The 26357-nt window shown below is 70.3% G+C and carries 21 protein-coding genes, 1 tRNA gene and 2 pseudogenes; 6 read left to right on the top strand and 18 right to left on the bottom strand.

Translation table 11 applies throughout. From position 1 onward, the window contains the following. Positions 1-19 precede the first annotated feature (19 nt). Positions 20-1489, top strand: coding sequence for a cellulose binding domain-containing protein (locus ABZY33_RS23350; RefSeq protein WP_356493567.1), 1470 nt, complete (start codon positions 20-22; stop codon positions 1487-1489). Positions 1490-1585: 96 nt separating this feature from the next. On the opposite strand, the gene ABZY33_RS23345 is transcribed toward ABZY33_RS23350, so the two are convergent. The 7 genes and pseudogenes from ABZY33_RS23345 to ABZY33_RS23315 form a co-directional block, all read right to left on the bottom strand. Then, complete coding sequence (locus tag ABZY33_RS23345; RefSeq protein ID WP_356493566.1) at positions 1586-3235, bottom strand: bifunctional aspartate transaminase/aspartate 4-decarboxylase; 1650 nt, start codon at positions 3233-3235, stop codon at positions 1586-1588. A 38-nt stretch (positions 3236-3273) separates the two neighbouring features. Beyond that, positions 3274-3378: pseudogene (locus tag ABZY33_RS23340) on the bottom strand (hypothetical protein); the annotation flags it as partial. A 17-nt stretch (positions 3379-3395) separates the two neighbouring features. Further along, the gene (aspT, locus tag ABZY33_RS23335; RefSeq protein WP_356493565.1) at positions 3396-5072 is read right to left on the bottom strand and encodes an aspartate-alanine antiporter; all 1677 of its coding nucleotides are present in this window, start codon (positions 5070-5072) and stop codon (positions 3396-3398) included. A gap of 97 nt (positions 5073-5169) precedes the next feature. Then, positions 5170-6648, bottom strand: a complete 1479-nt coding sequence (locus tag ABZY33_RS23330) for a GH1 family beta-glucosidase (protein WP_356493564.1) — start codon at positions 6646-6648, stop codon at positions 5170-5172. A 276-nt stretch (positions 6649-6924) separates the two neighbouring features. Then, the gene (locus ABZY33_RS23325; RefSeq protein WP_356493563.1) at positions 6925-7839 is read right to left on the bottom strand and encodes a carbohydrate ABC transporter permease; all 915 of its coding nucleotides are present in this window, start codon (positions 7837-7839) and stop codon (positions 6925-6927) included. Next, a complete protein-coding gene (locus ABZY33_RS23320) occupies positions 7836-8876 on the bottom strand; it encodes a sugar ABC transporter permease (RefSeq protein ID WP_356493562.1) in 1041 nt (346 codons plus the stop codon). Before ABZY33_RS23320 ends, ABZY33_RS23325 begins: the two co-directional genes overlap by 4 nt. Further along, positions 8873-10195 (bottom strand): ABC transporter substrate-binding protein, encoded by a 1323-nt coding sequence (locus tag ABZY33_RS23315; RefSeq protein WP_356493561.1) that lies wholly within the window; start codon positions 10193-10195, stop codon positions 8873-8875. The genes ABZY33_RS23320 and ABZY33_RS23315 overlap by 4 nt, the downstream gene beginning before the upstream one ends. 253 nt (positions 10196-10448) lie before the next feature. Here ABZY33_RS23315 and ABZY33_RS23310 point away from each other — a divergent pair, with 253 nt between their 5' ends. Next, positions 10449-11504, top strand: coding sequence for a LacI family DNA-binding transcriptional regulator (locus tag ABZY33_RS23310; RefSeq protein ID WP_356493560.1), 1056 nt, complete (start codon positions 10449-10451; stop codon positions 11502-11504). A gap of 104 nt (positions 11505-11608) precedes the next feature. Here the strand turns inward: ABZY33_RS23310 and ABZY33_RS23305 are convergent, their stop codons facing one another. The 8 genes from ABZY33_RS23305 to ABZY33_RS23270 all read right to left on the bottom strand — a co-directional run bounded on the left by ABZY33_RS23305 (position 11609) and on the right by ABZY33_RS23270 (position 18289). Then, the gene (locus ABZY33_RS23305; RefSeq protein WP_356493559.1) at positions 11609-12034 is read right to left on the bottom strand and encodes a hypothetical protein; all 426 of its coding nucleotides are present in this window, start codon (positions 12032-12034) and stop codon (positions 11609-11611) included. Positions 12035-13386: 1352 nt separating this feature from the next. Beyond that, positions 13387-14229, bottom strand: a complete 843-nt coding sequence (locus ABZY33_RS23300) for a helix-turn-helix transcriptional regulator (protein ID WP_356493558.1) — start codon at positions 14227-14229, stop codon at positions 13387-13389. Continuing rightward, positions 14226-14762, bottom strand: coding sequence for a DUF6879 family protein (locus ABZY33_RS23295; RefSeq protein WP_356493557.1), 537 nt, complete (start codon positions 14760-14762; stop codon positions 14226-14228). The genes ABZY33_RS23300 and ABZY33_RS23295 overlap by 4 nt, the downstream gene beginning before the upstream one ends. A 5-nt stretch (positions 14763-14767) precedes the next feature. Further along, the gene (locus ABZY33_RS23290; RefSeq protein ID WP_356493556.1) at positions 14768-14974 is read right to left on the bottom strand and encodes a hypothetical protein; all 207 of its coding nucleotides are present in this window, start codon (positions 14972-14974) and stop codon (positions 14768-14770) included. Positions 14975-15483: 509 nt separating this feature from the next. Next, positions 15484-15556, bottom strand: a tRNA-His gene (locus tag ABZY33_RS23285). A 122-nt stretch (positions 15557-15678) separates the two neighbouring features. Then, positions 15679-16281: an oligoribonuclease gene (gene orn, locus ABZY33_RS23280; protein WP_356493555.1), complete on the bottom strand. Its 603-nt coding sequence runs from the start codon at positions 16279-16281 to the stop codon at positions 15679-15681. Between the two features lie 65 nt (positions 16282-16346). Beyond that, positions 16347-17618, bottom strand: coding sequence for a helix-turn-helix domain-containing protein (locus ABZY33_RS23275; RefSeq protein WP_356493554.1), 1272 nt, complete (start codon positions 17616-17618; stop codon positions 16347-16349). Between the two features lie 398 nt (positions 17619-18016). Beyond that, positions 18017-18289 carry a hypothetical protein gene (locus tag ABZY33_RS23270; protein WP_356493591.1) on the bottom strand — a complete coding sequence of 91 codons (273 nt, stop codon included), beginning with the start codon at positions 18287-18289 and terminating at the stop codon, positions 18017-18019. 483 nt (positions 18290-18772) lie between these two features. Between ABZY33_RS23270 and ABZY33_RS23265 the strand changes: the two genes are divergently transcribed. Further along, positions 18773-19297 carry a universal stress protein gene (locus ABZY33_RS23265; RefSeq protein ID WP_356493553.1) on the top strand — a complete coding sequence of 175 codons (525 nt, stop codon included), beginning with the start codon at positions 18773-18775 and terminating at the stop codon, positions 19295-19297. A gap of 115 nt (positions 19298-19412) precedes the next feature. Here the strand turns inward: ABZY33_RS23265 and glmS are convergent, their stop codons facing one another. Together glmS and ABZY33_RS23255 are read right to left on the bottom strand one after the other, a co-directional pair. Continuing rightward, complete coding sequence (gene glmS / locus ABZY33_RS23260) at positions 19413-21230, bottom strand: glutamine--fructose-6-phosphate transaminase (isomerizing) (RefSeq protein WP_356493552.1); 1818 nt, start codon at positions 21228-21230, stop codon at positions 19413-19415. A gap of 53 nt (positions 21231-21283) precedes the next feature. Beyond that, positions 21284-21541, bottom strand: coding sequence for a hypothetical protein (locus tag ABZY33_RS23255; RefSeq protein WP_356493551.1), 258 nt, complete (start codon positions 21539-21541; stop codon positions 21284-21286). A 211-nt stretch (positions 21542-21752) separates the two neighbouring features. Between ABZY33_RS23255 and ABZY33_RS23250 the strand changes: the two genes are divergently transcribed. Together ABZY33_RS23250 and ABZY33_RS23245 are read left to right on the top strand one after the other, a co-directional pair. Further along, positions 21753-23327 carry a metallophosphoesterase family protein gene (locus ABZY33_RS23250; protein WP_356493590.1) on the top strand — a complete coding sequence of 525 codons (1575 nt, stop codon included), beginning with the start codon at positions 21753-21755 and terminating at the stop codon, positions 23325-23327. A gap of 58 nt (positions 23328-23385) precedes the next feature. Continuing rightward, positions 23386-23589, top strand: a pseudogene (locus ABZY33_RS23245) (EamA family transporter); the annotation flags it as partial. Between the two features lie 58 nt (positions 23590-23647). On the opposite strand, the gene ABZY33_RS23240 reads toward ABZY33_RS23245, so the two are convergent. Next, positions 23648-24535, bottom strand: a complete 888-nt coding sequence (locus ABZY33_RS23240; RefSeq protein ID WP_356493550.1) for a DUF4429 domain-containing protein — start codon at positions 24533-24535, stop codon at positions 23648-23650. Positions 24536-24754: 219 nt separating this feature from the next. On the opposite strand from ABZY33_RS23240, the gene ABZY33_RS23235 reads away from it, so the two are divergent. Then, a complete protein-coding gene (locus ABZY33_RS23235; protein WP_356493589.1) occupies positions 24755-26335 on the top strand; it encodes a beta-N-acetylhexosaminidase in 1581 nt (526 codons plus the stop codon). Positions 26336-26357: the final 22 nt, after the last annotated feature.

Below are 26357 nucleotides of genomic sequence, written 5' to 3'. Positions count from 1 at the left end.
AGCTAAGGCAGGCACGTAGATGAGCAGCACGCACCGGCGCAGGGTCAGCGGCAGGAACAAGGCGATAGGCGGGATCGTCGCGGCGGCCGTCGTGGGTGGCGGCGGTTTCCTGTTCGCGTCCAGCGCGTCGGCGGCCTCGGTCGGCGCCGCGTACACCAGGACCAGCAGCTGGTCCGGCGGCTACACCGGGCAGTACGTCATCACGAACGACACGGACAAGGCGCGGTCCGGCTGGACGCTGGAGTTCGACCTGCCCGCGGGCACGAAACTCAGCTCGCTGTGGAACGCCGAGTCGACGGTGAGCGGCTCGCACGTCACCGTCAAGGCGGCCTCCTGGGACAAGGAGGGCATCGCCGCCGGCAAGTCCGTCACCGTCGGCTTCGTCGTCTCCGGCGCCGCCGACCCGACCGGCTGTCTCATCGACGACGCCAAGTGCTCCGTCGACGACGACGCGACCCCGGAGCCGAGCGGCCGCCCGACCGAGACGGCGACCCCCGCCCCCACCGCGTCGGCCTCCACCCCCGCCGAGCCGGGCGGGACGGCGACGGCGAGCCCCTCGCCGTCCTCCTCGTCCGGGACGGGCACCGGCACCACGGCGGCCGCCGGATTCGCCCCGTACGTCGACACCTCGCTCTACCCGAAGTTCGACCTGGTCGCCGGCGCCAAGGCCACCGGCGTCAAGGAGTACAACCTCGCCTTCATCACCTCCGGCGGCGACTGCGCCCCGAAGTGGGGCGGCGTGAGCGACCTCGGCAGCGACCAGGTCGCCGCGCAGATCGGCGACCTGCGGGCCGCCGACGGTGACGTCCGGGTCTCCTTCGGCGGCGCCTCCGGTACCGAACTCGCCCTGGCCTGCTCCTCGGCGGGCGACCTCGCGGCGGCGTACCAGAAGGTCATCGACGCGTACAAGCTCACCAAGGTCGACTTCGACATCGAGGGCGGCGCCCTGCCGGACACGGCCGCCAACACCGAGCGCGCCCAGGCCATCGCGACGCTCCAGAAGAAGAACCCCGGCCTGGACGTCTCCTTCACGCTCCCGGTGATGCCCGAGGGCCTGACCTCGGACGGCGTGAACTTCCTGAAGAACGCCAAGGCCAACGGCGTGGCGACCGACCTCGTCAACATCATGGCGATGGACTACGGCGCTTCGTACAGCGGCGACATGGGCAGCTACGCCGAGCAGGCCGCCACCGCGACGCAGGCGCAGCTCAAGACCGCGCTCGGCCTCTCCGACGCGGCCGCCTGGAAGGCCGTCGCGATCACCCCGATGATCGGCGTCAACGACGTCTCGACCGAGGTGTTCAAGGTCGACGACGCCACACAGCTGGTCTCCTTCGCCAAGGCCAAGGGGCTCGGCGGCCTGTCGATGTGGTCCGCGACCCGCGACCGGCAGTGCCCGGGCGGCGCCGCGAACTCGGCGCAGCCGACGTGCAGTTCGGTCGAGCAGAGCGCGAACGCGTTCCAGAAGGCGTTCGCCGCCTTCAAGTAGGCGTAACCATCAGCCATTTCGAGCAACGGGGGTCGCGGCCCCGGCCGGCGCTCCGCAGGAGTCCCCCACCCGGCCGGGGCCGCGCCATGCCCGCCGTCAGCCCCGCGCGTCCCGCCACTCCTGCGCGTAGTCGTCGAAGATGGCCCGCAGGTGGTGGCCGATCTTCAGGTAGTCCAGGTCGTCGAGGTTGGCGAGCGAGACCCGCACGGACCACTGCGGGCCCTCGAAGCCGCCGCCGTTCAGCAGGACCACGCCGGTCTGGCGGGCGAGGCGGAACAGCGGGTCGACCGGCTCGTAGGTGGCGTCCAGGTAGGCCGCGAACTCCTCGCCGTGCTCCAGCTGGGCCTGCGCCATCAGGTCCAGCTCGATGTAGTACCCGGCGCGGTGCGGGTCCTCGGCGATCTTCATCTTCGCGCCCTCCAGGAGCAGTTCGAGGCGCTGCTGGACGATGCGGCGGATGCGCAGCTTGTAAGCCTGGCCCTCCTCCAGCATGTCGAAGAGCGAGAACAGGCCGAGCATCACCTGCTGGGGAAGCGAGAGGCCCGCCGTGTGGTTGAGCGCCACCTGCCGGGAGTCGGCGACGAGCCGGTCGATGAACCTGAGCTTCTCGGGTTCCAGGGTGAGCGTCCCGTACCGCTTGTTCAGCCGCTCCTTCTGCTCCGCCGGGAGCGCGGCGAGCATCTCGTCGATCACGTTGTCGTCGGCGAGGCCGATGACCCCGAGCCGCCACCCGGTGCAGCCGTAGTGCTTGGAGTACGAGTACACGAGCAGCGTGTTGCGCGGCAGGTCGGCGGCGATCGAGCGGAAGCCCTCCACGAACGTGCCGTACACGTCGTCGGTGACGATCAGCAGGTTCGGGTTGTCCGTCGCGACGATGTCCTTGATCTGGTTCGCGACGCGCTGCGACAGGGCGAGCGAGGGCGGGTTGGAGGGGTTGACCAGGCAGACCAGCTTGATGGCCGGGTCCGCCAGCTTGGCGACCTCCTCCTGCGGATAGCGCCACTCGCGCACGCCTGCCTCGGCGAACATGCTGGCCTGTACGTACGTGACGTCGAACTCGTAGGTGTCCAGCTCGGGGATCTCGACGTACGGCGTGAAGACCGGGACCATCAGCGCGATCCTGTCGCCCTTGTGCAGGATGCCGTTCTTCATGAGCGAGTCGAAGATGTAGCACATGGCGGCGGTGCCGCCCTCGGTCGCGAAGTACGAGACGTCGCCGGCCGGCGGCTTCTTCGCGAACATCTCGTCGGCGATGTAGCCGCGCACGATCTCCTGCGTGTGGTGCAGGATCCGGTCCGGCACCGGGTAGTTGTCGCCGACCGAGCTGTCGGTCAGCTCGTGCACGAAGGCGTCCTTGTCGAACCCGAAGCGCTGGATGCCCAGTTGCACGCACTGGGCGAGCAGCTCGATGCCGGGCAGGTCCGGGTGGCGGCGCACGAACGTGTCGAAGCGTTCGTAGGAGCCCGGCTCCTCGGGCATGCCGCCGAGGTTGTCGGCCGTCCACACGCGGCGCGACTCCTCCAGCGCGAAGTAGCCGAGCGCGTAGAACGCCTCCCGGGGGCCCGTCGCGATCCAGTTCGGGTTGCCGCGGCCCGCGTTGAGCATCTGGACGCTCGACTTGTCCTTCTGCCCGGGCTGGTCGCCCTGGGCCTCCTGGGCCAGCTCGATGAAGACGTTCTTCAGCTCGAAGGGGGAGAGGCGGGCGTACCGCTGGATCTGCTCGCGGGTCAGGTTCGTCTTCGGCATGAGGTCTCTGCTTCCTTGCGGTGCTCAGTGGGGGAGGACTTCTTGAGGCCGCGGAAGAACTGCGGGCCCACCTTGTAGCCGAGGGCGAACAGGAACATCGTGAAGAACAGGTTCTTCACGGTCCCGTCGACCGCGACCTTGATCACGTGCGGGCCGCCTCTCAGGAACCGAGGACGCCGACGAGCACGGGGCCGGTCAGCGGGAGCAGGAAGTTCGAGAGGGCGTAGGTGATCGTGTAGCCCAGCATCGGCACCGAGGACTGGGCCACCTGGGTGACGGCGGTGATCGCCGGGGTCGAGCACTGCTGGCCCGCGATGGCGCCGATCAGCAGCGGCGGCTCGATCTTCAGCAGCTTGCGGCCGACGAGGAGCGAGAGCGAGGCGGGGATCAGCACCATCGCGATCCCGGCGAACGGCAGCAGCGCCCCGTACTCCTTCAGCAGCGGCCACGCCTGCGGCCCCGACACCAGGCCGGTGCAGGCGATGAAGACCGCCAGGCCCATGTCCTTGAGGGTGGCGGCGGCCTGCGGCGGGAACGCGCCGAAGGTCTGGCTGCGCGAGCGGAACCAGCCGAAGAGGAGCCCGGAGATGAGGCAGCCGCCGCCGGTGCCGAGCGACATCGGGATGCTGCCGAACTTCACCACGACCTGCCCGAGCAGCGAACCGGCGGCGATGCCGAGGCCGAGGTAGATGAAGTCGGTGGCGTCGTTCTTGACGACCGAGCCGAGCTTCCCGACGAGTTTGGCCAGGCCCGAGCGGGCGCCGACCAGGGTGAGGACGTCGCCGCGGTGCACGACGGTGTCCCCGTTGGCGGGCAGGTCCGTGTCGGTGCGGGTGACGTCGGTGATGTAGACGCCGTCCGTGAGGAACTCGGGGTTCTCCCGCTGGATCTGGTCGATCGTCTTGCCGTCGTTGGCCTTGCGGGTGATCGACACCTGGCTGGTGGCGAGCGGCGAGTCGAGCCCGGGCACCCCCGGTGTCTCGGGGCCGATGAGCCGCCCCGCCTCGATGGTCCGCGCGCGCCGGCCGACCACCAGGACCAGGTCGGAGAGGGTCAGCTCCAGCTCGGGCGCGGGGGTGAGGATCTTGCTGCCGCGTTTGACGCTCTCCACGGTGACCCGGTCGCCGAGGTGCGACTCCAGGTCGCCGACGGTGCGGCCGTCGGCCGTCGTCACCAGGTAGGTGCGCCCGACCATGTCCGGCAGCGCGGGCCGCTCGTCGGGCTCCAGGCTGCCGCCGCTGCGCGTGCGCTCCCACAGGTCACGGGCGGCGTCGCGGAGGTTGACGCGCATCATCATCGGCATGATCTGGCTGGTGTAGAGCACGATGGTGATCAGGCCGAAGAGGTAGCAGACGGTGTACGCGGTGGCGACGTTGCCCTGGTACTCGGTGATCTGCTGGGCGCTGAGCCCGGAGAGCTTGCCGATGGACTCGGTGGCGGTGCCGACGACGGCGGACTCGGTGGCCGCGCCGGCCAGGATGCCGGAGGCCGTGCCGACGTCGAGGTCGAACCATTTGGCGAGGCCGAACGCGATGCCGAGGACGGCGGCCAGCTCGATGGCGCACAGCACGAAGAAGCGCAGGCTCTTCTTGGTGAGGTTGCGGAAGAACTGCGGCCCCGCCATGTAGCCGAGCGCGAAGATGAACAGGGCGAAGAACACCGTCTTCACGTCGCCGGAGACCTGGGCCTTGGTCCAGGCGCCCAGGAGCAGCGAGACGATCAGTGTTCCGCAGATGCCGCCCAGCGTCAGTGGCCCCACGCGCAGCTTCCCGAGCAGGTAGCCGAGCGCGAGGCTCACGAACAGGACGAGTTCCGGATGGTCCTTGAGCACGCCCATGGCGGCTCAGTGGAGTTCGGTGCAGGCGATAGCTGACATATGCGTAAATTAAGGGCCGGTACGGAGTCTTGCCACGCGGCGTACCGGCCCCCGGCGGCTACGCGTCGGCGGGCAGCCCGCCGGCCCGGGCGACCTGGGCGTACCAGGCGGCGCTCGACTTCGGGATGCGGGTCTGCGTCGCGTAGTCGACGTAGACGGCGCCGAACCGCTTGCCGTACCCGTACGCCCATTCGAAGTTGTCCAGCAGCGACCAGAGGAAGTAGCCGCGCACGTCGGCGCCCTGGGCGATCGCCTCGTGGACGGCGGCGAGGTGCGCGTGGAGGTAGCGGATGCGGTCGGGGTCGTGGACGCGGCCCTCGGCGTCGACGGCGTCGTCGTAGGCGGCGCCGTTCTCCGTCACGTAGAGCGGAACCCCGGGGGCCTGAGCGGTGTAATCAAGGAGAAGGTCGGTGAGACCGGTCGGGTCCACCGGCCAGTTCATCGCGGTGACTTCACCGGGCGCGTGGTGGAAGACGACGTCGTCGGCGGCGGGCCAGGGGGAGTGGTCGCTGGCGCCGTGGCCGTCGAGGCGGGGGCCGTCGGTGGCGCCGCGCGGGCCGGAGACGACAGCGGGGGTGTAGTAGTTCATGCCGAGGAAGTCGAGGGGCTGATGAATGGCGTCGGTGTCGCCGTCCCGCACGAAGGACCAGTCCGTCACGCGCGCGGTGTCGGCGATCAGGTCCTCGGGGTAGGCGCCCTGGAGCAGGGGGCCGGTGAAGACACGGTTGGCGAGCGCGTCGATGCGGCGCCTGGCGTCCAGGTCGGCCGGGGCGTCGGTGAGGGCGCGCACCACGCTCGGGTTGAGGCTGATGCCGATGTTCGCCCGCGCCGGGAGCGCCGCGCGCAGCGCCGTCGTGGCGAGCCCGTGGCCGAGGTTGAGGTGGTGGGCGGCGCGCAGCGCGGCGGCGGGGTCGGTGCGGCCCGGGGCGTGCACCCCCGAGCCGTAGCCGAGGAAGGCGCTGCACCAGGGCTCGTTGAGGGTCACCCAGCTCTCGACGCGGTCGCCGAGCGCCTCGCCGACGATCCCGGCGTACTCCGCGAAGCGGTAGGCGGTCTCGCGCTCGGGCCAGCCGCCGGCGCTCTCCAGCTCCTGCGGCAGGTCCCAGTGGTAGAGGGTCACCATGGGCGTGATCCCGTGGGCGAGCAGCTCGTCGACGAGCCCGCGGTAGAAGTCGAGCCCGCGCTGCACGGCGGGGCCCCGGCCGGTGGGCTGCACCCGCGGCCAGGCCACGGAGAAGCGGTAGGCGCTCAGACCGAGGTCCGCCATGAGGCGCACGTCGTCGCGCCACCGGTGGTAGTGGTCCACGGCGATGTCGCCGGTGTCCCCGTTGGCCACCTTGCCCGGCGTGTGGCTGAAGGTGTCCCAGATGGAGGGCGTCCGCCCGTCCTCCCGCACGGCGCCCTCGATCTGGTACGCGGCGGTGGCCGAGCCCCAGAGAAACCCTTCGGGGAACCGGGTGGTCTCCGACGGGGCGAGGGTGGGGGCGGTGGTGGTGGCTGTGGTGGCGGTGGTGCCGGTGTGGTCAGTGGTGGTCATAGGAGCGCTCCCATGGGTTGTGGAGTGAGGAATCGGGGACCGGCTGACGGCTCGGGGCGGGGCGGCGGTCCCCCGGGTGCGGCTCTCGCCGTGGCTGGCCGCGCAGTTCCCCGCGCCCCTGCGCGGCGCACTGCGTGCGCCCTCATGGGGCTGCGGCGAAGCCGCATGCTCCAGGGGCGCGGGGAACTGCGCGAGAAGCCCCACCGGGGGCGCGGCGGCGACGAGGCCGGAGAACCCCCGACGGGATTCCGCGCACCGCCCCCAGGGGGAGCCGGGTCACCCCTTGACGGCCCCTTGCATGATGCCGCCGACGATCTGCTTCCCGAACAGCAGGAAGGCGATGAGCAGCGGCAGCGTACCGAGCAGCGCGCCCGCCATGATCACCGAATCGTCGGGGATGTAGCCGGTGCCCAGCGCGTTCAGGGCGACCTGGACCGTCGGGTTCTCCTGGTTCAGGGCGATGATCGGCCACAGGAAGTCGTTCCAGGCCATGACGAACGTCAGCAGTCCGAGCACGGCCATGGCGGGCCGCGCCGCCGGGAAGACGACGTGCCAGACCACCCGCAGACTGCTCGCGCCGTCCACGCGCGCCGCCTCGATCAGCTCGGTCGGCAGCGCCTGCACCAGGTACTGCCGCATGAAGAACGTGCCGAAGGCGCTGACCAGCGTCGGCAGGATGACGGTCTGCAGCTGGTTGGCCCAGCCCAGGTCCGACATCCACAGGTACAGCGGGACGACGGCCAGCTGCGGCGGGACCATCATGGTGCCGATGGTCATCATCAGCAGCACGTTGGAGAACCGGAACTTCAGCTTGGCGAAGGCGAATCCGGCCAGCGTGGAGAAGAGTACGGTGCCGACGGTGATGCAGGACGCCACGAGGATGGTGTTCCACATCGCGGTGCCCATGCCGGCCTGGTTCCAGGCCGTCTCCAGGTTCTTGAAGAGGTTGCCGCCGAACCAGAAGGGCGGTGGCGTCTGCGCCAGCCGGGCGTTGGTGCGCGAGGCGGCGACCGTCGTCCACAGCAAAGGCGCGAGCGAGACGACGGCGAACAGGATCAGGAGGACATAGGTGACGGGCCCCGCGTGCAGCTGCTTGCCCGCGCCCATGATCCGCCGGCGCCGGACCGGCCCGGCGTCGGGGCCGCCCTGCACCGCCTGGGCCGGTGGCGTCACATCACTGATGGTGGTCATTGGGTCTTCCTCAGCCGTCGGGTGACCAGCAGGTTGATCGCGGCGATGACCAACAGGATCAGGAACATCGACCAGGCGATCGCGGACGCCTTGCCGAGGTTGCCGACGATCCAGCCCTGGTCGTACATGTACAGGCCGAGCGTCTGGTACTGGTGCTCGGACCCGCCCTTGGTGCCGCTGACCCCGCCGAACAGCAGCGGCTCACCGAAGAGCTGCGTGGCACCGATCGTGGAGACGACCACGGTGAACAGGATGGTCGGCCGCAGCATGGGGATGGTCACGTGCCGGAACTGGTTCCAGCGGTTCGCGCCGTCCAGGGCCGCCGACTCGTAGAGGTCCGCCGGGATGGCCTGCATGGCGGCGAGGTAGATCAGCGCGTTGTACCCGGTCCACCGCCAGATGACGATGGAGGAGACCGCGAACTGCGAACCCCAGTCGGACTCCCGCCAGTTGACGGGGTCGATGCCGATCAGGTCGAGCGCCCAGTTGATCATGCCGTTCTCGGGCGAGAAGAGCAGGACGAAGACGAGCGTCGCCGCCGCCACCGAGGTCGCGTACGGGGTCAGCATGATCACGCGCCACACGGTGGAGCCGCGCAGCCGGTAGTTGAGCATGTGCGCGAGCCAGATCGCCACGACCAGCTGCGGCACCGTCGACAGGACACCGATGCTGAAGGTGTTCCGCAGGGCGTTCCAGAAGAAGTCCGACGTGAAGAGGTTGGTGTAGTTGTCGAGCCCCGCCCAGGTCTGGTGATCCAGGGACGACAGCTGCACGTGGTGCAGCGAGTACCAGGCGGTGTAGAGCAGCGGCACCAGCGAGAAGGCGCCGAAGATGACGAAGAAGGGGGAGATGAACGCGTACGGCGACGCCTTCATGTCCCAGCGGTACAGCCGGCTGCGCCAGGAGGAGGGACCCGGCGAGGCGGAGCCCGGCGTACCACGGCCGTGAGCGCCCCGGGCCGTGCCCGGCTCCTTCGAGCCGGGCACGGCGTCGGCGCTCGACGCGGTCTGCGCGAGAGCCTGTTCGGAGCTGGTCACTGGCCGAGCACGTCCTTGACTTCCTTGGTGGCCGCCTCCCAGCCCTGGGCCGGGGACTTGCCCTTCTGCTCGACCTGGAGGATGCCGGTGTCGGTGATCGCGGTGAGGATCGGCTGGTCCTTGGCACCGTGGTACGCCGTCGGAATGGTCTTGGCGGCGTCAGTGAAGATCTGCGTCATCGGCGCGTTCGAGAAGTAGGCGGTGGTCTCGGGCGACATCTTCAGGTCGCCGTAGGCGTCACTGCGCGAGGGGAAGCTCGCCTGCTTGGCGAAGACCTTGTCCTGCTGTGCCGGGTCGGTCAGCCACTTGGCCAGCGCGATGGCCTCCTTCTGGTGCTTGCTCGCCTTCGGCACCCCGATGAACGAGCCGCCCCAGTTGCCGGCGACGGGAGCGGGCGCCACGTCCCACTTGCCCTTGCCGGCCTCACCGGACTTCTCCTGGATGTAGCCGATCATCCACGGCGGGCAGGCCACGGTGGCGAAGGTGCCGTTCGCGTACCCCTGGTCCCACGGCTTGTCGAACTGCTTCAGCTTCGCCGACATGTCCGAGGTCGCCGCCTGCATGGCGTCGTTCCAGGCGCGCTTGACGCCGTCCGACTTGTCCCAGACGACGTTGCCGTCCTTGTCGTAGTACTGCGTGGTCTCGCTGCTGATCGCCGAGTTGTAGACGGAGGCCGCGGAGTCCACGAACTTGGTGCCCTTCGGCGCCTTCTTCATGTACTGCTTGCCGAGGTCGACGTACTTGCTCCAGTCGCCCTTCCACAGCTTGGCCAGCTCATTGCGGTCGGTGGGCAGACCGGCCTTCTCGAAGAGGTCCTTGCGGTAGCACAGGGCCATCGGGCCGATGTCCGTGCCGAGGGCGATGGTCTTGCCGTCCTTGGTGGTGGCCTGGGCGTTCTTGAAGTCCAGCCACTTGGACTTGTCGACTTCCTTGCCGATGTCGATGAACTTGTCGGCCTGGGTCTGCACGGCCTCGGTGATGTTGCCGATCTCGATGGCCTGGATGTCGTCGGTACCGGAACCGGCCTGCAGACGGGTGAGCGTCTTGGGCCAGTACACGTCGGTACGGGTGGTGACGTTCTCCTTGATCGTGATGTCCGGGTGCAGCTTCATGTACTCGTCGTAGAGTCCGGCCTGCTTGTAACCGAAGGTGCCGAAGGTGCCGACCGTCAGGGTGGTGCCGCCCTTGCCGCCGGCCCCCCCGCCCGAGGCGTCGTCGGAACTGTCGCCGTCGCTCGCGCATCCGGCAAGCAGCCCTGTGGCCAAGGCGGCGACGACCGCGAAGGTCATCGCGCGTCGGGACGTACGGGCAGTGCGCATTGCGTCCTCCAAGTGCTCTGTTGCTCTGACGTGCCGATCCCGGCCAACGGCCTCGCGGGCCCCGTTCGTACTCTGGCGGCTCGGGCAGGAAACGTGCGGCTTCTGTATGCGTCCACTACGGTGGGAGCGCTCCCATGTGTGATGTGTTGAAGGGTCGTCGCTCGGCCCGGGGGTGTCAAGAGAGTCGGCGGCGACAACTTGCCGCGGTTATCGGGCTGTTAGATTCCGCGGAGGACTTGGGAAGGTAGGAGTCATGGCGGCTCGCGGCACTCACGGCAGGCGTCCCACCCTCGAGGAGGTCGCGGCCCGGGCAGGCGTGGGCCGGGGCACCGTCTCCCGGGTGATCAACGGATCGCCGCGGGTCAGCGACCGCACCCGCGCCGCGGTCGAGGAGGCGGTCGCCGAACTCGGCTACGTGCCGAACACCGCGGCCCGCGCCCTCGCCGCCAACCGCACGGACTCCATCGCCGTCGTCGTCCCCGAGGCCGAGTCCCGGTTCTTCTCGGAGCCGTACTTCTCCGGCATGGTCGGCGGCGTCGGCGTCGCCCTCGCCGAGTCCAACCTCCAGCTGCTGCTCACCTTCGCCCGCGGCGAGCGCGAGCAGGACCGGCTGGCCGCGTACCTGGCCGCGCACCGCGTCGACGGCGTGCTGCTCGTCTCCGTGCACGCCGACGACCCGCTCGCCGACCGGCTGCTCCAGATGGACATCCCGACGGTGATCAGCGGCCCGCGCTCGGCCGACGAGCCGCTGCCCTCGGTCGACACCGACAACTACGCGGGCGCGCGCTCCGCCGTCGGCCACCTGACCTCACGCGGGCGCCGCTCCGTCGCCGTCATCACCGGCCCGCTCGACGTGTACGGCGCGCAGCGGCGCCTCGCCGGGTACGAGAGCCAGCTGACCTCGGACGGCATCGCGTACGACGAGAAGCTGGTGGCGTACGGCGACTTCACCGAGGAGGGCGGCCGGCGCTGCATGGCCGAGCTGCTGGAGCGCAGCCCCGGGCTCGACGCGGTCTTCGCCTGCTCCGACCTGATGGCGTCCGGCGCCCGCCAGGTACTGCGCGAAGCCGGCCGCCGCATCCCCGACGACGTCGCCCTGGTCGGCTTCGACGACTCGGTGATCGCCCGCCACATGGAGCCGGGCCTGACGAGCGTGCGCCAGCCGACCCGGGACATGGGCCGCGCGATGACGCAGCTGCTGCTCGATGAGATCGCGTTGGCGGCGGACGGGAAGCGGTCTTCTGTGCGGCGGGGGGCGGAGCGGCATGTGGTGTTGCCGACGGAGTTGGTGGTGCGGGGGTCTTCTTGAGGGGTGGGGTTGCTTTGGGGGCTCCGGGGGTGTCGGGGTGAGCGAGGGTGGCCGCGCCGGGGGCTGCCCGGCGCCGGGGCACCCCGCTTCTGGTCAGCCGGCCTTCATGACTTGCAGAAGCCGCTCGCCTGCAGCGACTCGTTGATCTGCGCACCCTGTGCCTTCGTCGTCGTCACGTCCTTGTACGTGAAGCGCTGCGAGGCGGTGTGATCGAGCTTCTGTGCGCCGCCGTTGATGGCGGAACACTGGTTGCGGGCGGCGTCGACCGCCTTGTCCTCGTACTTGATGATGTCCGGGTTGGCCGCGGCGAGGATCTTCAGCAGCGCCTGGCGCTGCTGGCCGGTGGGCTCGGGCGGGATGCCCGCGGACTTCTCCGCGTCCGCCAGGTCGGGGCTGGGCGCGGCGGTCTTCGTGGAGGTCTTCGGGGCGGTCGGCTTGGCTTCGGCGTCGACTGTGTTGTCGCTGGTGCAGGCGGTGAGTGCGAGGGCCGCGGCGGCGAGGGTGCCGACGGCGATCAGGCGGCGGTGCATGGTCCCCCCAGGGATCTTGAGCTGGAAGGGCCATCATCTGTGCTGAGCGGGACGGGTGGGGACCCCTGTGATCGAGACGTGACACTCGGTCGATCTCCGGTACGGATCTCATCGGGAGCGGCGGCGACGGCGCGGCGTGCGCAGGGCTCGGGCGCGGGGAGGGCACCGTCTGTGCAGGTGGATCGGGGTGCGTCGATGATCCGCGAGGGGGCCAGTCCCGCGCCCGGCACAGCGGCGCAGGCCGCGACGGGCTTGATCCCCTCCTCGACGATCCGGCCGGCCAGACTCGCGGACATGGCCGGGTTGCCGTCCAGCACCGTCTTGCGGCAGCTCTCGAACGTAGCGTCGTCCACCAGCATGCGCGCCATGGGCGGGGCTACCGGGACGGGGCCGGGGTCCGGCGGGCCGGGCATCGGCTGGGGCTCGATCGGTGTGCTCACAGGTGCTCTCCCTCGTGCCTGGTGATGTGCGGATGAAGCAGACGTGCGGCACGGGCACGAACTCGGCCGTCATAGCCTCCGCCCTTCATTCCACGCGCGCCGCATCTCCGCGGACTCCGAGCAGTAGCTCCCGCCCTCCACGCACCCCGCGCATGCGGCGACATGGTTTATCAGCTGGTGGTACGCCGTCAGCACCGCGCACTTCGGGCACGCCCGCGGGAAGATGCGCCTGCCGGACTCGTCATCCCGCTCGCCGAGGTCGACGCTGGCTCGCCCTAATAGGTGCGCACCGCACCATGTGCAGTCCCGGCCACACAGCTCGGCCTCGGACAGGTCGCTGCTCGGCGGCAGAAGGACGGGCACCACGTCCGGGGTGACGGCTCTCGGAACGGTCATCAGAAGGCCTCCGCGGGAAGTCGGCCGGGGGCGGGACCGACCGCCGCGGCGAGATATGCGGGTTCGGTGAGGTGCCCCGTGCCGTCCGGCGGGACGGGCCAGAAGCGTCCTGCTGCTGGCCGGTCGGCAGGCGGCGACGGGCTGCACGGTCACAGTCGGGATGTCGCGGAGGTCGTCCGCGGCGGTGAGCGGGACGAGCCACCCTGCGATGTCGAGCCCAGGGTCGACGACTAGCGGGCCGCGGCGGTGACGCGGCAACCTCGCGAACGCCTGGAACGCGAGGTTGAGCTGGATCTCGACCGCGAACCACAGGGTGGTGTGGATCGGAGCGAGATCGTCCGTTGCCCACACGGTGTGAGCGACTTCCGGCTGGCGCGCGCAGTTCGCGAGCCACGTGGTACCGGGGTGGTGTGGCGTCGATACGGCCATGACCAGGACCGTAGAGACTCCCGGTGCTTCGACGCTCACCGATTGCGCCGGATTGCGCCAATGGTCACGGCGGTTGCAGACCGTTGCTCATCCCAGATCGATACTCGCCCGAGCGCGGTGGATCAGCCTGTGCGCCTGGTGGTTGAAGACCGCGGACTCGCGAATCAACTGCCACATCTTTCGGTAGAACGCCAAATCCTTGCCGGAGTCGAGCCACACCTCGGCATTCCAGGTGTCAGCGACAACAAGACGATCATCGATGATCCAGAACCCGTGCTTCGGCGAAAATGGCGTGCGGGCCCCGAACGGGACCACGCCGAGCGTGACAGTGTCGAGGCCGATCAACGCGCCGAGCCTGTCCAGTTGTGCGGCCATGTCCTCGCCCGAGCAGCGCACCACGTACAGGGCGCCCTCCCACATCAGGGCGTGAAAGTGGCGGCCCGGCTCGTACAGGGCCTCCTGGCGTCTCATGCGGGCCCGCACTCCGGCCTCGATGTCACGCGCGGTGCCAAGTCGTATCGACACATCGGTCAGGACACCGCGGGCGTACGGAGCGGTCTGGAAGATGCCCGGGATGATGCCGGACTCGAAGATATGGATGGTCTCGGCGTGCGCCTCCTGGAAAGCGTGACCTTCCTGCACGGCACGGTGGCCGCCGGAGAGTTCACGCCTCCAACTGCGATAGGTCGATTCGAGCCCACGAAGGCGCCCCCGCAATTCGGCTGCATCGCCCGGGCTTTCGGCTGCACGGGCCCACGCCTCGAGGTCTTCGGGCGTCGCGGTCTGCTTGCCGTTCTCAAGTCGGCTCACCTTGGAACGCTGCCAGCCGATCCGTTCCGCAAACTCCTTGCCGTTCAGGCCGGCCTCGGTGCGCAGTTCGCGCAGCCGCACACCGAGGGCCTCGCGGGCCAGCTGGAAGTCCGTGGTCACACAGTCGACGCTACCTGTGCCACGAAGTCCTCGCGACGGACCGCGTGGTGCCAGGCCGCGTCGCGGATCTGGCAGAACTGCACGAGTCGTGCCGGATCCTCTACGAGCTCGGCGCCGAGGTACGAATCAGCGTCGTCGAAGTGCAGGACCAGAGCGCAGCGTGCATCGAACAGCCAGAAGTCCAGGGCGGGCAGCCCCAGATCCTCGGCGTCCACTCGCCACATGTTGCGGATGTCCTCACCCGCGGCGTTGTTGCTGGCCGCTCCCGCGAGGAGGTACATCTGCTCTTCGGTAGGTGGAGAGTCGACGATCCGTACACGCTCAATGCGCTTGCCGGCGCTGGTCTGGGCCCGGACGTTGACACACCATGGGCGCGTCGTGTCGGTGGGTACCTCCCCCGTCTGCAGATACTGGCGGTACTTCTCGCTGGACCGGTCCGAACCGTAGCCCCGGCGGGCTTCGAGCCTCCAAGCGGTATGCGCGAACTCCTCGAAGTAGGTGCCGAATGTGGCATCGTCGATGAACTCCGGCACTCGTTCTACTCCTTGGGGGCGAAGCGGGTGAGCAGTTCGCGGGGGATGACGACGAGGGTCTCTCCAGAGAGCGGGTTCGTCATCTGCGCGATGTCCTCGGCGCTGGCCTCCGGCCCCTGCACGAGGACGTCTCCGGTGTCGAGGTCCTCGTAGAGCGTGGGGCATTTGCCGTCGTCGCTGGTGGTGCCGAGCATGCGGAGTTGTCGAACCATGGTCTGTCTCCCTCGGTCTGGTGGTGGGGTTTCAGGATGTGGTGGATTGGCTTTCTACGGAGCGGGATTGCGTGAGATTGCGTCCCTGGCCCCTGTCCTAGGGCTGTTGCGCGCAATCCGGCATGACGAAACAGCCCCTACCGCCCGCGAGGGGCCCGCGTCTGCCAGCTGTACCCGTCCGGACACTCCGTCGTCCCGTCCGCGCCGTCCCGGCCGTCCGCCCCTGCGGTTCGCCGGCCCCCGCCGGGGCGAACCGACACCGTCCGCGCCGTGCGTGCCATCGGCCCCGTCCCGCCCCTGGCGCCCCGGACGGGCCGGGCGGCCCCGAGGAACCGTCCGTGTCGCTCGACCCAGCGGGACCGCCCGGGCCCGTGACCTACCGGACCGAACCACTGCCGCACCACCAGCACGGTCAGTAGCGCGACGAACACAGCCACGACGACGAGGGCCCCCGATCGGAAATGGCGAAGGCCCGACCCGCTTGCGCGGATCGGGCCTTCGCCGATCAGGGTGAGTGACGGGACTTGAACCCGCGGCCACCTGGACCACAACCAGGTGCTCTACCAACTGAGCTACACCCACCATGTCCGGTCTTCTGTCGCTCTTCCGACCGGCCGAGAAAAAGTGTACAGGGTCCGGCGGGGTGCTCGCGCACCCCTTTTCGGGACCCCGTACGGATGGACGGGGGACGGGGGTGAAGGGCGCTACTGCGCAGGCAGGACGTGCTTCGCCGCGATCGTCTTCGCGGTGTCGGAGTCGGGCCCGGGCTGCGGGACGAAGATCGCCTCGCGGTAGTAGCGCAGCTCGGCGATGGACTCGCGGATGTCGGCGAGCGCCCGGTGGTTGCCGTTCTTGTCCGGACTGTTGAAGTACGCCCTCGGGTACCAGCGCCGGGCCAGTTCCTTGACCGAGGACACATCGACGATCCGGTAGTGCAGGTACCCCTCCAGCGCCGCCATGTCACGCAGCAGGAAGCCCCGGTCGGTACCGACCGAGTTCCCGCAGAGCGGGGCCTTGCCCGCATCCTTGACGTGCTCACGTACATAGGAGAGCACCTGGGCCTCGGCGTCGGCGAGCGTCGTACCGCCCGCCAGTTCGTCGAGGAGACCGGAGGCGGTGTGCATGTTCCGCACCACCTCCGGCATCGTCTCCAGGGCCTCGTCCGGCGGGCGGATCACGATGTCCACACCGTCGCCGAGTACGTTCAGCTCCGAATCGGTGACCAGTGCGGCCACCTCGATGAGCGCGTCGTTCGCCAGCGAGAGTCCGGTCATCTCGCAGTCGATCCACACCATGCGATCGTTCATGCGACCAACCCTACGGGTCGGACCTTCCCGCTGGCAGACGACGGGTGCCGGCTCCTTGTCCGGTGCTACGGCGCCGAACGCGGCCCGGGCAGGCTCGCGCGGCCCTGCGCGAACGCCTCGGACGCCTGTTTGACGCCCTCCGCGTGCCCCGACGGACCTGTCTGCATCGAGGCCGCCGCCGCGCCCAGCGTGTGCGCGGCGGCAGCGGTCCGCCGGGACTGCGCGGGCACCGGCCCGGGCCCCGCGGCCTCGGGACCCGGCACCGGGGCGAGGTCCAGCGGCCGGTCCGCCTTGACGACGGCCCCGGAGTCGCCCGCCTGCGGCCGGCGCGCGCGGTAGGCCGCCCGGTACGCGGCCGGGGACGAGCCCAGCTGGCGCCGGAAGTGGCCGCGCAGCGCGACCGGCGAGCGGAAGCCGCAGCGCCCGGCGACCTCGTCGACCGAGTAGTCGGAGGTCTCCAGGAGCCGCTGGGCCTGGAGCACCCGCTGCGTGATCAGCCACTGGAGCGGGGCGGACCCCGTCAGCGACCGGAAACGGCGGTCGAAGGTGCGCCGGCTCATATAGGCACGGGCAGCCAGCGTCTCCACGTCGAACTGCTCGTGGAGGTGCTCCAGGGCCCAGGCGACGACCTCGGCCAGCGGGTCCGCGCCGATCTCCTCGGGTAAAGACCGGTCGAGGTAGCGCTCCTGCCCGCCGCTGCGGCGCGGCGGGACCACCAGGCGGCGGGCGAGCGCCCCGGCCGCCTCGTTGCCGTGGTCCGTGCGCACGATGTGCAGGCACAGATCGATACCGGCCGCGGTGCCGGCGCTCGTCAGGACGTCGCCGTCGTCGACGAACAGCTCGCGCGGGTCCACGTGGACCGACGGATAGCGCTTGGCGAGCGTCGGCGCGTACATCCAGTGCGTGGTGGCCGGCCGGCCGTCGAGCAGGCCCGCCGCGGCGAGCACGAACGCGCCGGTGCACAGGCCGACGATGCGCGCGCCCTCCTCGTGGGCGCGCCGGATCGCGTCCAGCGCCTCCTCCGGCGGCGGCGAGGTGATCGACCGCCAGGCCGGCACGACGACCGTGCCCGCCCGCGAGATCGCCTCCAGGCCGTGCGGCGCGGTGAGTTCGAGGCCGCCGGTGGTCCGCAGCGGCCCTTCTTCGCCGGCGCACACGAGCAACCGGTACCGGGGAACTCCCGCGTCCTGGCGGTCGATCCCGAACACGGAGAGCGGGATGGAACTCTCGAAGATGGGTCCGCCGCTGAACAGCAGCACCGCGACGATCTCTCGTCGGCGGCGCCCCGCCAGCTTGCGAGCCGCCGCCTCCGGCGCGGTGGTGGAGTCGTGGCTCATCCTGCTAAGCCCCCCTCGGTGATCGCGGCTCCCTCAATACTTTGACGGGCTGTTCGCTCCTGCACGTTTCCCCTCGGTCCTGCACGAAGTCCCCCGCCGCCTACAGATCAGACAGTCATGATCGAATCTACTGTGTCCCGTGGTGCCGTCGTGACCAGTTAAAGACCTGGCACATTGTCGACATGGGAACGTGGCGTGAAGCAGTCGATCACGAAGCGTCGCACTCGTGGGCGTCGCTGGGAAGTACGCCTCGGCGCAGTGGCCGGTCCCCGTATGGCGCATCAGCCCTCCGGGCCCCTTTCCGCCCTGCTGGAACGGGGGTTGGGAGAGCGCGCGGGCAAGGGGAGTGCCCCACAGCGAAGTTGGCTGAAAATGTACGGAGCAGCACCCGCGTTCGGTCATTCCACCGGCGCACCGCGGCCCGCCCGGTGACCCCCTCCGCGCGCCCCCGCACCACCCCGTCCGTGTCGCCCACGATGGGGGCAACACTGTTCACTGTGCAACTGTGCTGCGCCACGTTCCGAACGCCGCAGCAGCAGCCGGCAGGCGGCGGTGACCGCGGCGAGTCCCAGCGCGGTCCCGGCGGCACCGGCCGCCGAGGTGCCGTACCCGACGAGGACGAGCGGCACCAGGACGCAACTGAACGCCGCCCAGCGCACGACGTCGCCCACCCCGTCCGCCGGGGCGGGGGGCGCGCCGGAGCCGTCCTGGGGCCCGGCGTGCGGTGCGGGCGCCGCCGCGGGCGCCGGAACGCTCCGGCGCGCGGTGACGGCGTGGTCGGCGGCGTGGTGCGCGGGGGTCGGTCCGGGCACGGAGTGCTCCCTGTGTCATGGATTCGGGAGTTCAACGCACGGTGTCCGCCCCGGTCACCTGATCCGACCCGGACAGCCGCCACAAGAGTGCGCAAAACGCCTGTACGGGGCAGCAACCATTGCCATCCGGGCGGGCCTCGTGCATGCTCCCCTGAACGCTGCGGAGCGTGACCCACCAGCAGGCGGAAGCAGGTCTGTCGCCGGGCCGGCAACTGGGCGGAGGAGGAGTGCCGCCGTACCCTTGGGGGTATCAGGTGGGGAAGATGATTCCCGGACACAGCTCCGCCGAGTCCGTTGTCGTCCCCTCATCCAGAGGCCCACGAGGTACACGCCGAGACACTCATGGCCGGTCACGAGATTCCTGAACCCGCGGACCGCAAGCGGCAGGTCGCCGACCCCACGGTGACCCCCCGAGCGGCGGAAGAGACACGTCACGCCTGCGATCCCGCCTTCCGCCACGGAGTCGTCGTCGGCTTCGACGGTTCGATGTCGAGCGAGCGCGCGCTGGCCTACGCGATCGGCATGGCCCACCGCTCGGGCTCCGGGCTGATCATCGTGCACGTGGCCAACCGGCTGCCGACCACGGTGTGGGCCGGCTGCGAGCCCCCCGTCTTCGTCGACGTGCCGGACCACCGCACCGAGGTGCTGGGCCTGGAGCTGGCCTGCGCGGAGTACCTGGCCGAGGTGGCCTGGATCCTCGTCGAGCGCGGGGGCGACATCTGCCACGAGCTGGAGGAGGTCGGGCGGGAGTACTCCGCGGACGCCATCGTCGTCGGCTCGACGCACGGGCTCGTGGGGCGGATCTTCGGCTCGGTCGCGGGCCGGCTCGCGCGGCGGGCGCAGCGGCCCGTGGTGGTCATCCCGTAGCAGCGTCGTCCGCGCGCAACTGCGGTACACAGCACGGGAGTCGGGCGGCCACCTTGCCACTCTCTTTCCGGAACGGGTCCCCCGCGCGGGGGACCCGTTCGCGCGTCGCCGGGTGCTACTCCACCGTCACCGACTTCGCCAGGTTGCGCGGCTTGTCGATGTCGCGGCCGAGGGCCAGCGCCGTGTGGTAGGCGAGGAGTTGGAGCGGGATGCCCATGAGGATCGGGTCCAGCTCGTCCTCGTTCTTCGGGACGACGATGGTGCGGTCGGCCTTCTCCTGCTCCTGGTGCGCGACCGCGAGAATGCGGCCGGAACGCGCCTTGATCTCCTCCAGCGCGGCGCGGTTCTTCTCCAGCAGGTCGTCGTCGGGGACGATCGCGACCGTGGGGAGCGCCGGCTCGATCAGCGCCAGCGGGCCGTGCTTCAGCTCGGAGGCCGGGTAGGCCTCGGCGTGGATGTACGAGACCTCCTTCAGCTTCAGGGACGCCTCGCGCGCCACCGGGTAGCCACGGACGCGGCCGATGAACATCATCGAGCGGGCGTCCGCGTACTCCTCGGCGATCTTCTTGATCTCCGCCTCCTGCTCCAGGATCGCGGTGATCTGCGCGGGCAGCTTGCGCAGGCCCTCGATGATCCGCTTGCCGTCGGCGACGGACAGGTCGCGGATGCGGCCCAGGTGCAGGGCGAGGAGCGCGAAGGCGACCGTGGTGTTGGTGAAGCACTTGGTGGAGACGACGCAGACCTCGGGGCCCGCGTGCACGTACACCCCGGCGTCCGACTCACGGGCGATGGCCGAGCCGACGACGTTCACCACGCCGAAGACCCGGGCGCCCTTGCGCTTCAGCTCCTGGACGGCGGCGAGCACGTCGTAGGTCTCGCCGGACTGGGAGACGGCGATGTAGAGGGTGTCGGGGTCGACGACCGCGTTGCGGTAGCGGAACTCGGAGGCCGGCTCGGCGTCCGCGGGGATGCGGGCCAGCTCCTCGATCATCTGCGCGCCGATCAGGCCAGCGTGGTACGAGGTGCCGCAGCCGAGGATCTTCACGCGGCGCACCGAGCGGGCCTCGCGGGCGTCCAGGTTCAGGCCGCCCAGGTGCACGGTGGAGAAGCGGTCGTCGATGCGGCCGCGCAGCACGCGGTCCACGGCGTCGGCCTGCTCGAAGATCTCCTTGTGCATGTACGTGTCGTGGCCGCCCATGTCGTAGGAGGCGGCCTCGTACTCGACGGTGGTCGGGGACGCCGTCGTGCGGGTGCCCTCTGTCGTGTAGGTACGGAAGTCGTCGGCCTTGAGGGTGGCCATCTCGCCGTCGTCGAGCGTGACGACCTGGCGGGTGTGCGAGACCAGGGCGGCGATGTCCGAGGCGACGAACATCTCCTTGTCGCCGATGCCGAGGACGACCGGCGAGCCGTTGCGGGCCACCACGATGCGGTCGGGGAAGTCGGCGTGGACGACCGCGATGCCGTACGTGCCCTCGACGAGGCGCAGCGCGTCGCGGACCTTGTCCTCCAGGTCCGTCTGCGCGGAGCGCGCGACGAGGTGGGTGAGGACCTCGGTGTCGGTCTCGGAGAGGAAGGCGACGCCCTCGGCGGTCAGCCTGGCGCGCAGCTCGGCGGCGTTGTCGATGATGCCGTTGTGGACGACGGCGACCTTGTTGTCGCCCGACATGTGCGGGTGGGCGTTCTCGTCGGAGGGGGCGCCATGGGTGGCCCAGCGGGTGTGGGCGATGCCGGTCGTGCCCTTGAAGCGGGCCGGGACCTTCGCCTCCAGGTCGCGGACCCGGCCCTTGGCCTTGACCATCTTCAGACCGGTCGCCTTCGGGCTGGTGATCACGATGCCCGCGGAGTCGTAGCCGCGGTACTCCAGGCGCTGCAGCCCCTCCAGGAGGAGCGGCGCGACGTCGCGCCTGCCGATGTAACCGACAATTCCGCACATAGGTAAGGAGGGTCCCCTCTGGTGGTGGATCTGTTCCGGGCCGGGCGCGCCGGTCAGCCGTAGACCATGCGGCGCAGCTGGCGCTGCGAGAGCTCGGGCGGCGCCACCGCCCGGTACGGCAGCTCCGCGGTGATCTGTTCGAAGATCGCCGCGTTCACAAGGCCGGCGCCCTGCAACTCACGGTGGCGCCGGCGGACGAAGTCCTGGGTCGACTCGTCGAAGTAGGCGAGCACGTCCTGGACGACCCGCAGCGCCTCGCCCCGGCCCAGGGACGTGCTGCGGGTCAGATGGTCGACCAGTTCCTCGTGCACCTGGACGATCCTGGGGGACCGGCGGCGCTTTCGCAAGAAATCTGCCCGATATCGGGCAGGAAGCAGGGTGGCCGGGTGAGGCGTGAGCGGCTTGGCCGGAAAATGGGCCGGGCTTGGAGCGTGTTATGCCGGTTGTTCCGGCCCCGTTCATCCGGCGTATCCGGGCGGGATGGGTGCCCCCAGCAACTTTCAGGCCATGGACATTCCACGTATGGGCGTACCCGACGAGCTGGCCGGCCGGAGCCTGGCCGAGCAGCACGAATACCTGCGCAGCAGGTTCTCCCGCCGCACGATGATGCGCGGCGGCGCCGTCACCCTCGGCGCGGTCGCCGGCGGCGTCTTCGTACCGGGCGCCGCGCACGCCGCCGCCCCGGTCGCGTCCGCCGCGGCCACCGCGCCGGCCCACGAGCACGTCGACGGCGCGCTCGTCGCCCCCTTCGGGCGCCACCTGTCGTACGGCAGTGACCCGCGCACCGAGATGACCGTCTCCTGGCAGGTGCCGGTCGCCGTCAAGAACCCGTACATCCGCATCGGCGCGCACGCCGGTGACCTGTCGCGGAAGATCCCCGCCGAGGTCCGCGCGCTGTACACGCCGGCCGGTGTCGGCACCAGCGCCGACCACACCCAGTACTACGTGCACGCCGAGCTGACCCACCTCAAGCCCGGCAAGACGTACTACTACGGCGTCGGGCACCAGGGCTTCGACCCGGCCTCGCCGAAGTTCGCCGGGACCATCGGCACCTTCACCACCGCGCCCTCGCGCGCGGAGCGCTTCACCTTCACCGCCTTCGGCGACCAGGGTGTCAGCTACCACGCGCTCGCCAACGACAGCCTGATCCTCGCCCAGGGGCCCTCCTTCCACCTGCACGCCGGCGACATCGCCTACGCGGACCCGTCCGGCTCGGGGCAGACCACGGACACGTTCGACGCGCGGACCTGGGACCAGTTCCTCGCGCAGACCGAGACGGTCGCCAAGACCGTGCCGTGGATGGTCAGCTACGGCAACCACGACATGGAGGCCTGGTACGCGCCGCACGGCTACGGCGGCCAGGAGGCCCGCTTCGTGCCGCCGCGCAACGGCCCGGACCCCAAGAACCTGCCGAGCGTCTACTCCTTCGTGCACGGCAACACGGCGGTCGTCTCGCTCGACGCCAACGACGTGTCCTGGGAGATCCCGGCCAACCTCGGCCTCTCCGGCGGCACCCAGACCAAGTGGTTCGAGGCGCAGCTGAAGAAGTTCCGGGCGCACGGCTCCGGCATCGACTTCGTCGTCGTCTTCTTCCACCACTGCGCCTACTGCACCGCCACCGCGCACGCCTCGGAGGGGGGCGTGCGCAAGGAATGGGTGCCGCTGTTCGAGAAGTACACCGTGGACCTCGTCATCAACGGCCACAACCACGTGTACGAGCGCTCCGACGTGCTCAAGGGCGAGAAGGTCACCAAGGAGCTGCCGGTCGGCGGCACGGCGTACCCCGAGACCGACGGCGTCGTCTACGTGACGGCGGGCGCGGCGGGCAAGAGCCTGTACGCGTTCCCGGTCGCCGACACCTACCAGGGGCACGAGCAGGAGACCGACCCGTTCGCGTCGTACGTGACCCAGGCCGACGGCAGCAAGAAGGCCGTGACGGTGGACTGGTCCCGGGTGCGGTACACCGACTACTCGTTCCTGCGGGTCGACGTGGAGCCGGCGCCGGTGGGCCGTACGGCCACCTTGACGGTGCGCGGGCTTGCGGAGACCGGCGAGGAGATCGACCGGTTCGTCGTCGCCCGGAAGGTGAAGCGCTGACCTTCCTTCCTGCGGCTGCGGCTACGGCTACGGCTGCGGCTGCGCCGCGCGCAGGAACATGCCGGGGGTGATGCCGCACGTGCGGTGGTCGCAGCTGCCCGGCAGCGGGTGGCTGAACGCGGCCTGTCTGGCGGTCGGCGCCGGCGCCAACCTCTTCTACTACCGGGGCGTCGCGACCGTCGGGCCCGCGTCCGCCTCGCTGATGATGTTCGCGGTCCCCGTCGTCAACACCCTCTGCGCCACGGTGCTGTTGGGGGAGTCCTTCGGCGCGCTCCAGGCGGCCGGCGCCCTGGTGCTGCTCACGGGTGCCGTGCTCGCCGTCACATCCGTTTCAGCACGGCCTGCTTGGCCGCGGCGAACTCCTCGTCCGTCAGCACCCCCGAGCGGTGCAGCTCGCCCAGCTCCCGCAGCCGCCGAAGGAGCGTGTCGTGGTCGTCCCCGGGCGGGGCGGGGGCCGCAGCGGGGGTAGCCGCCGGTGCCGGGGTCAGCTCGTTCGGCGCCGGACCCGCGCCGGGGTGCGGCAGCCGGGCCTGGACGGCGGCCGCGACCAGGGCGGTGAGCGGGTCCTTCTTGAAGCCCCACAGCTCGATGGAGTTCGGGTCGTACTTGGGCGGCGCCTTCGTCGGGGACGAGCGGACGACGAAACGCAGGCAGCCGTTGTCCAGGCCCGCCGCCGGCTGCCACTCCACCGCCGCGATGTCGGCGAGGGCGAGCAGCCGTGCCCCGGCCGCGGCCTTGGCGTCCTCCGTCTTCCAGTTCCACTCCAGGCGTATGTGCTCCCCGTCGAAGCTCGCCGTGCCGTCCCCGGCGGAGACCGACAGCGGCACGGCCGGGCCCGGCAGCACGTACTCCGTGCAGGCGGACGACGGGACCTGTTCGAGCAGCAGCGCGTTGCGCACCTCGTCCACGACGTACTCGGCGACCCCGAACCGGTCCGGCTCGACGGTCAGCCGGTACGGGTCGGACCCGTCCGGCAGCTTCCCGCCGGTCGCCTGCGACAGCGGGTCCGCGCCGTCGCGCAGCCGCAGCCGAAGGCGCCCGGACTTCCTGCCCTGCTCGAAGGAGATCCCGGCCAACGCCCGCAGCGGCACGGTCACTTCACCCAGCGTCCGGCGGAGCAGGCTCACGTTCTTGTCGTGCCCCGGCACCAGCCGCAGCGCCTCCCCGTCGAAGGTCCACGTGCCGTCGCGCTGGATGATTTCCGCCATGGGGCGATTCTGGCATCCGCCCCGCGGAGAAGTGGTCTACACCTTGACCGGCCGGGAGGCGGACGGTACGCATGGTGACCGATCGGTTGCCCATCCCGCACAGTGAACGCCGCACAACGAACACCGCCAACGACTCCGTCGAAGGGACCGTTCGTGAGGACGTACCTCAACTCGCACCCCGGCTCAGACCCCGGCCCGCACCGCCGCCCCGCCACCGCCCTGCTGGGCGCGCTGCTGCTCGTCGCCGCGGGGGCCGGCGCGCTCGGCACCGTCCCGGCCGCCGCCTCCGCCCCGGCCGCCGCCCCCACGCCCCTCGGGCAGATCGTCCCCGCGCCCGCCGAGGCGACCGCGGGCGGCTCCGCGTACCGGATCACCGGCAAGACGCGCATCCGGGTCGAGGACGGATCGCGCTCCGCGCGCGGGGTCGGCGACTACCTCGCCGGAGTGCTGCGCCCCTCCACCGGATACAAGCTGCCCGTCACCGGCGGCCGCGCCGACGACGGCATCCGGCTGCGGCTGAGCGGCAAGGAGAAGGGGCTCGGCGCCGAGGGGTACCGGCTGACCAGCACCGGGCGGTCGGTCACCATCGTCGCCCACGCGCCCGCCGGGCTCTTCCACGGCGTCCAGACGCTGCGCCAGCAGCTGCCCGCCGCCGTCGAGGCGGACCGCAGACAGCCCGGTCCCTGGCTCGTCGCGGGCGGCACCATCGAGGACACCCCGCGCTATGCGTGGCGCGGCGCCCACCTCGACGTGGCCCGGCACTTCTTCACCGTGCCGCAAGTCAAGCGCTACATCGACGAGTTGGCGCTCTACAAGGTCAACAAGCTGCACCTGCACCTCACCGACGACCAGGGCTGGCGCCTCGCCATCGACTCCTGGCCGAAGCTGGCGACGTACGGCGGCTCGACGCAGGTCGGCGGCGGCGCGGGCGGCCACTACACGAAGGCCCAGTACCAGGAGATCGTCCGGTACGCCGCCTCGCGCTACCTGGAGGTCGTGCCCGAGATCGACATGCCGAGCCACACGAACGCGGCCCTCGCCTCGTACGCCGAACTCAACTGCGACGGCGTCGCCCCGCCGCTCTACACCGGCACCGAGGTGGGCTTCAGCTCGCTCTGCGTCGGCAAGGACGTCACCTACGACTTCATCGACGACGTGGTGCGGGAAGTGGCCGCCCTCACGCCGGGCAGGTACCTGCACATCGGCGGGGACGAGGCGCACTCCACCAGCCACGAGGACTACGTCACCTTCATGAACAAGGTGCAGCCCATCGTCGCCAAGTACGGCAAGACGGTCGTCGGCTGGCACCAGCTGGTCCAGGCCACCCCGGCCAAGGGCGCGCTCGCGCAGTACTGGGGCACCGAGGGGACCAGCGCCACGGAGAAGGCGCAGGTGGCCGAGGCCGCGAAGAACGGGACCGGGCTCATCATCTCACCGGCCGACCGGACGTACCTCGACATGAAGTACACCAAGGACACGCCGCTGGGCCTGGCCTGGGCCGGATACGTGGAGGTCCAGCGCTCCTACGACTGGGACCCGGGCAGCTACCTGCCGGCGGCGCCCGCCTCGGCGGTCAAGGGCGTCGAGGCGCCGCTGTGGTCGGAGACCCTGTCGACCTCCGCGCACCTCGACTACATGGCGTTCCCGCGGCTGCCCGGCGTCGCGGAACTGGGCTGGTCGCCCGCGGCCACCCACGACTGGGACACGTACAAGGTGCGGCTCGCGGCGCAGGGCCCGCGCTGGGACGCGCTCGGCATCGGCTACTACAAGTCGCCGCAGGTGCCGTGGCCCGCACCGTAGTCCCGGCATGAGAAAGGGGCTC

Origin of the sequence: Streptomyces sp. NPDC006552 (assembly GCF_040611655.1) — a bacterium.
In the GTDB taxonomy this organism is placed as follows: domain Bacteria; phylum Actinomycetota; class Actinomycetes; order Streptomycetales; family Streptomycetaceae; genus Streptomyces.
The sequence above is the reverse complement of the archived record's forward strand: the minus strand, read 5'-3'. Positions and strand labels throughout refer to the sequence as shown.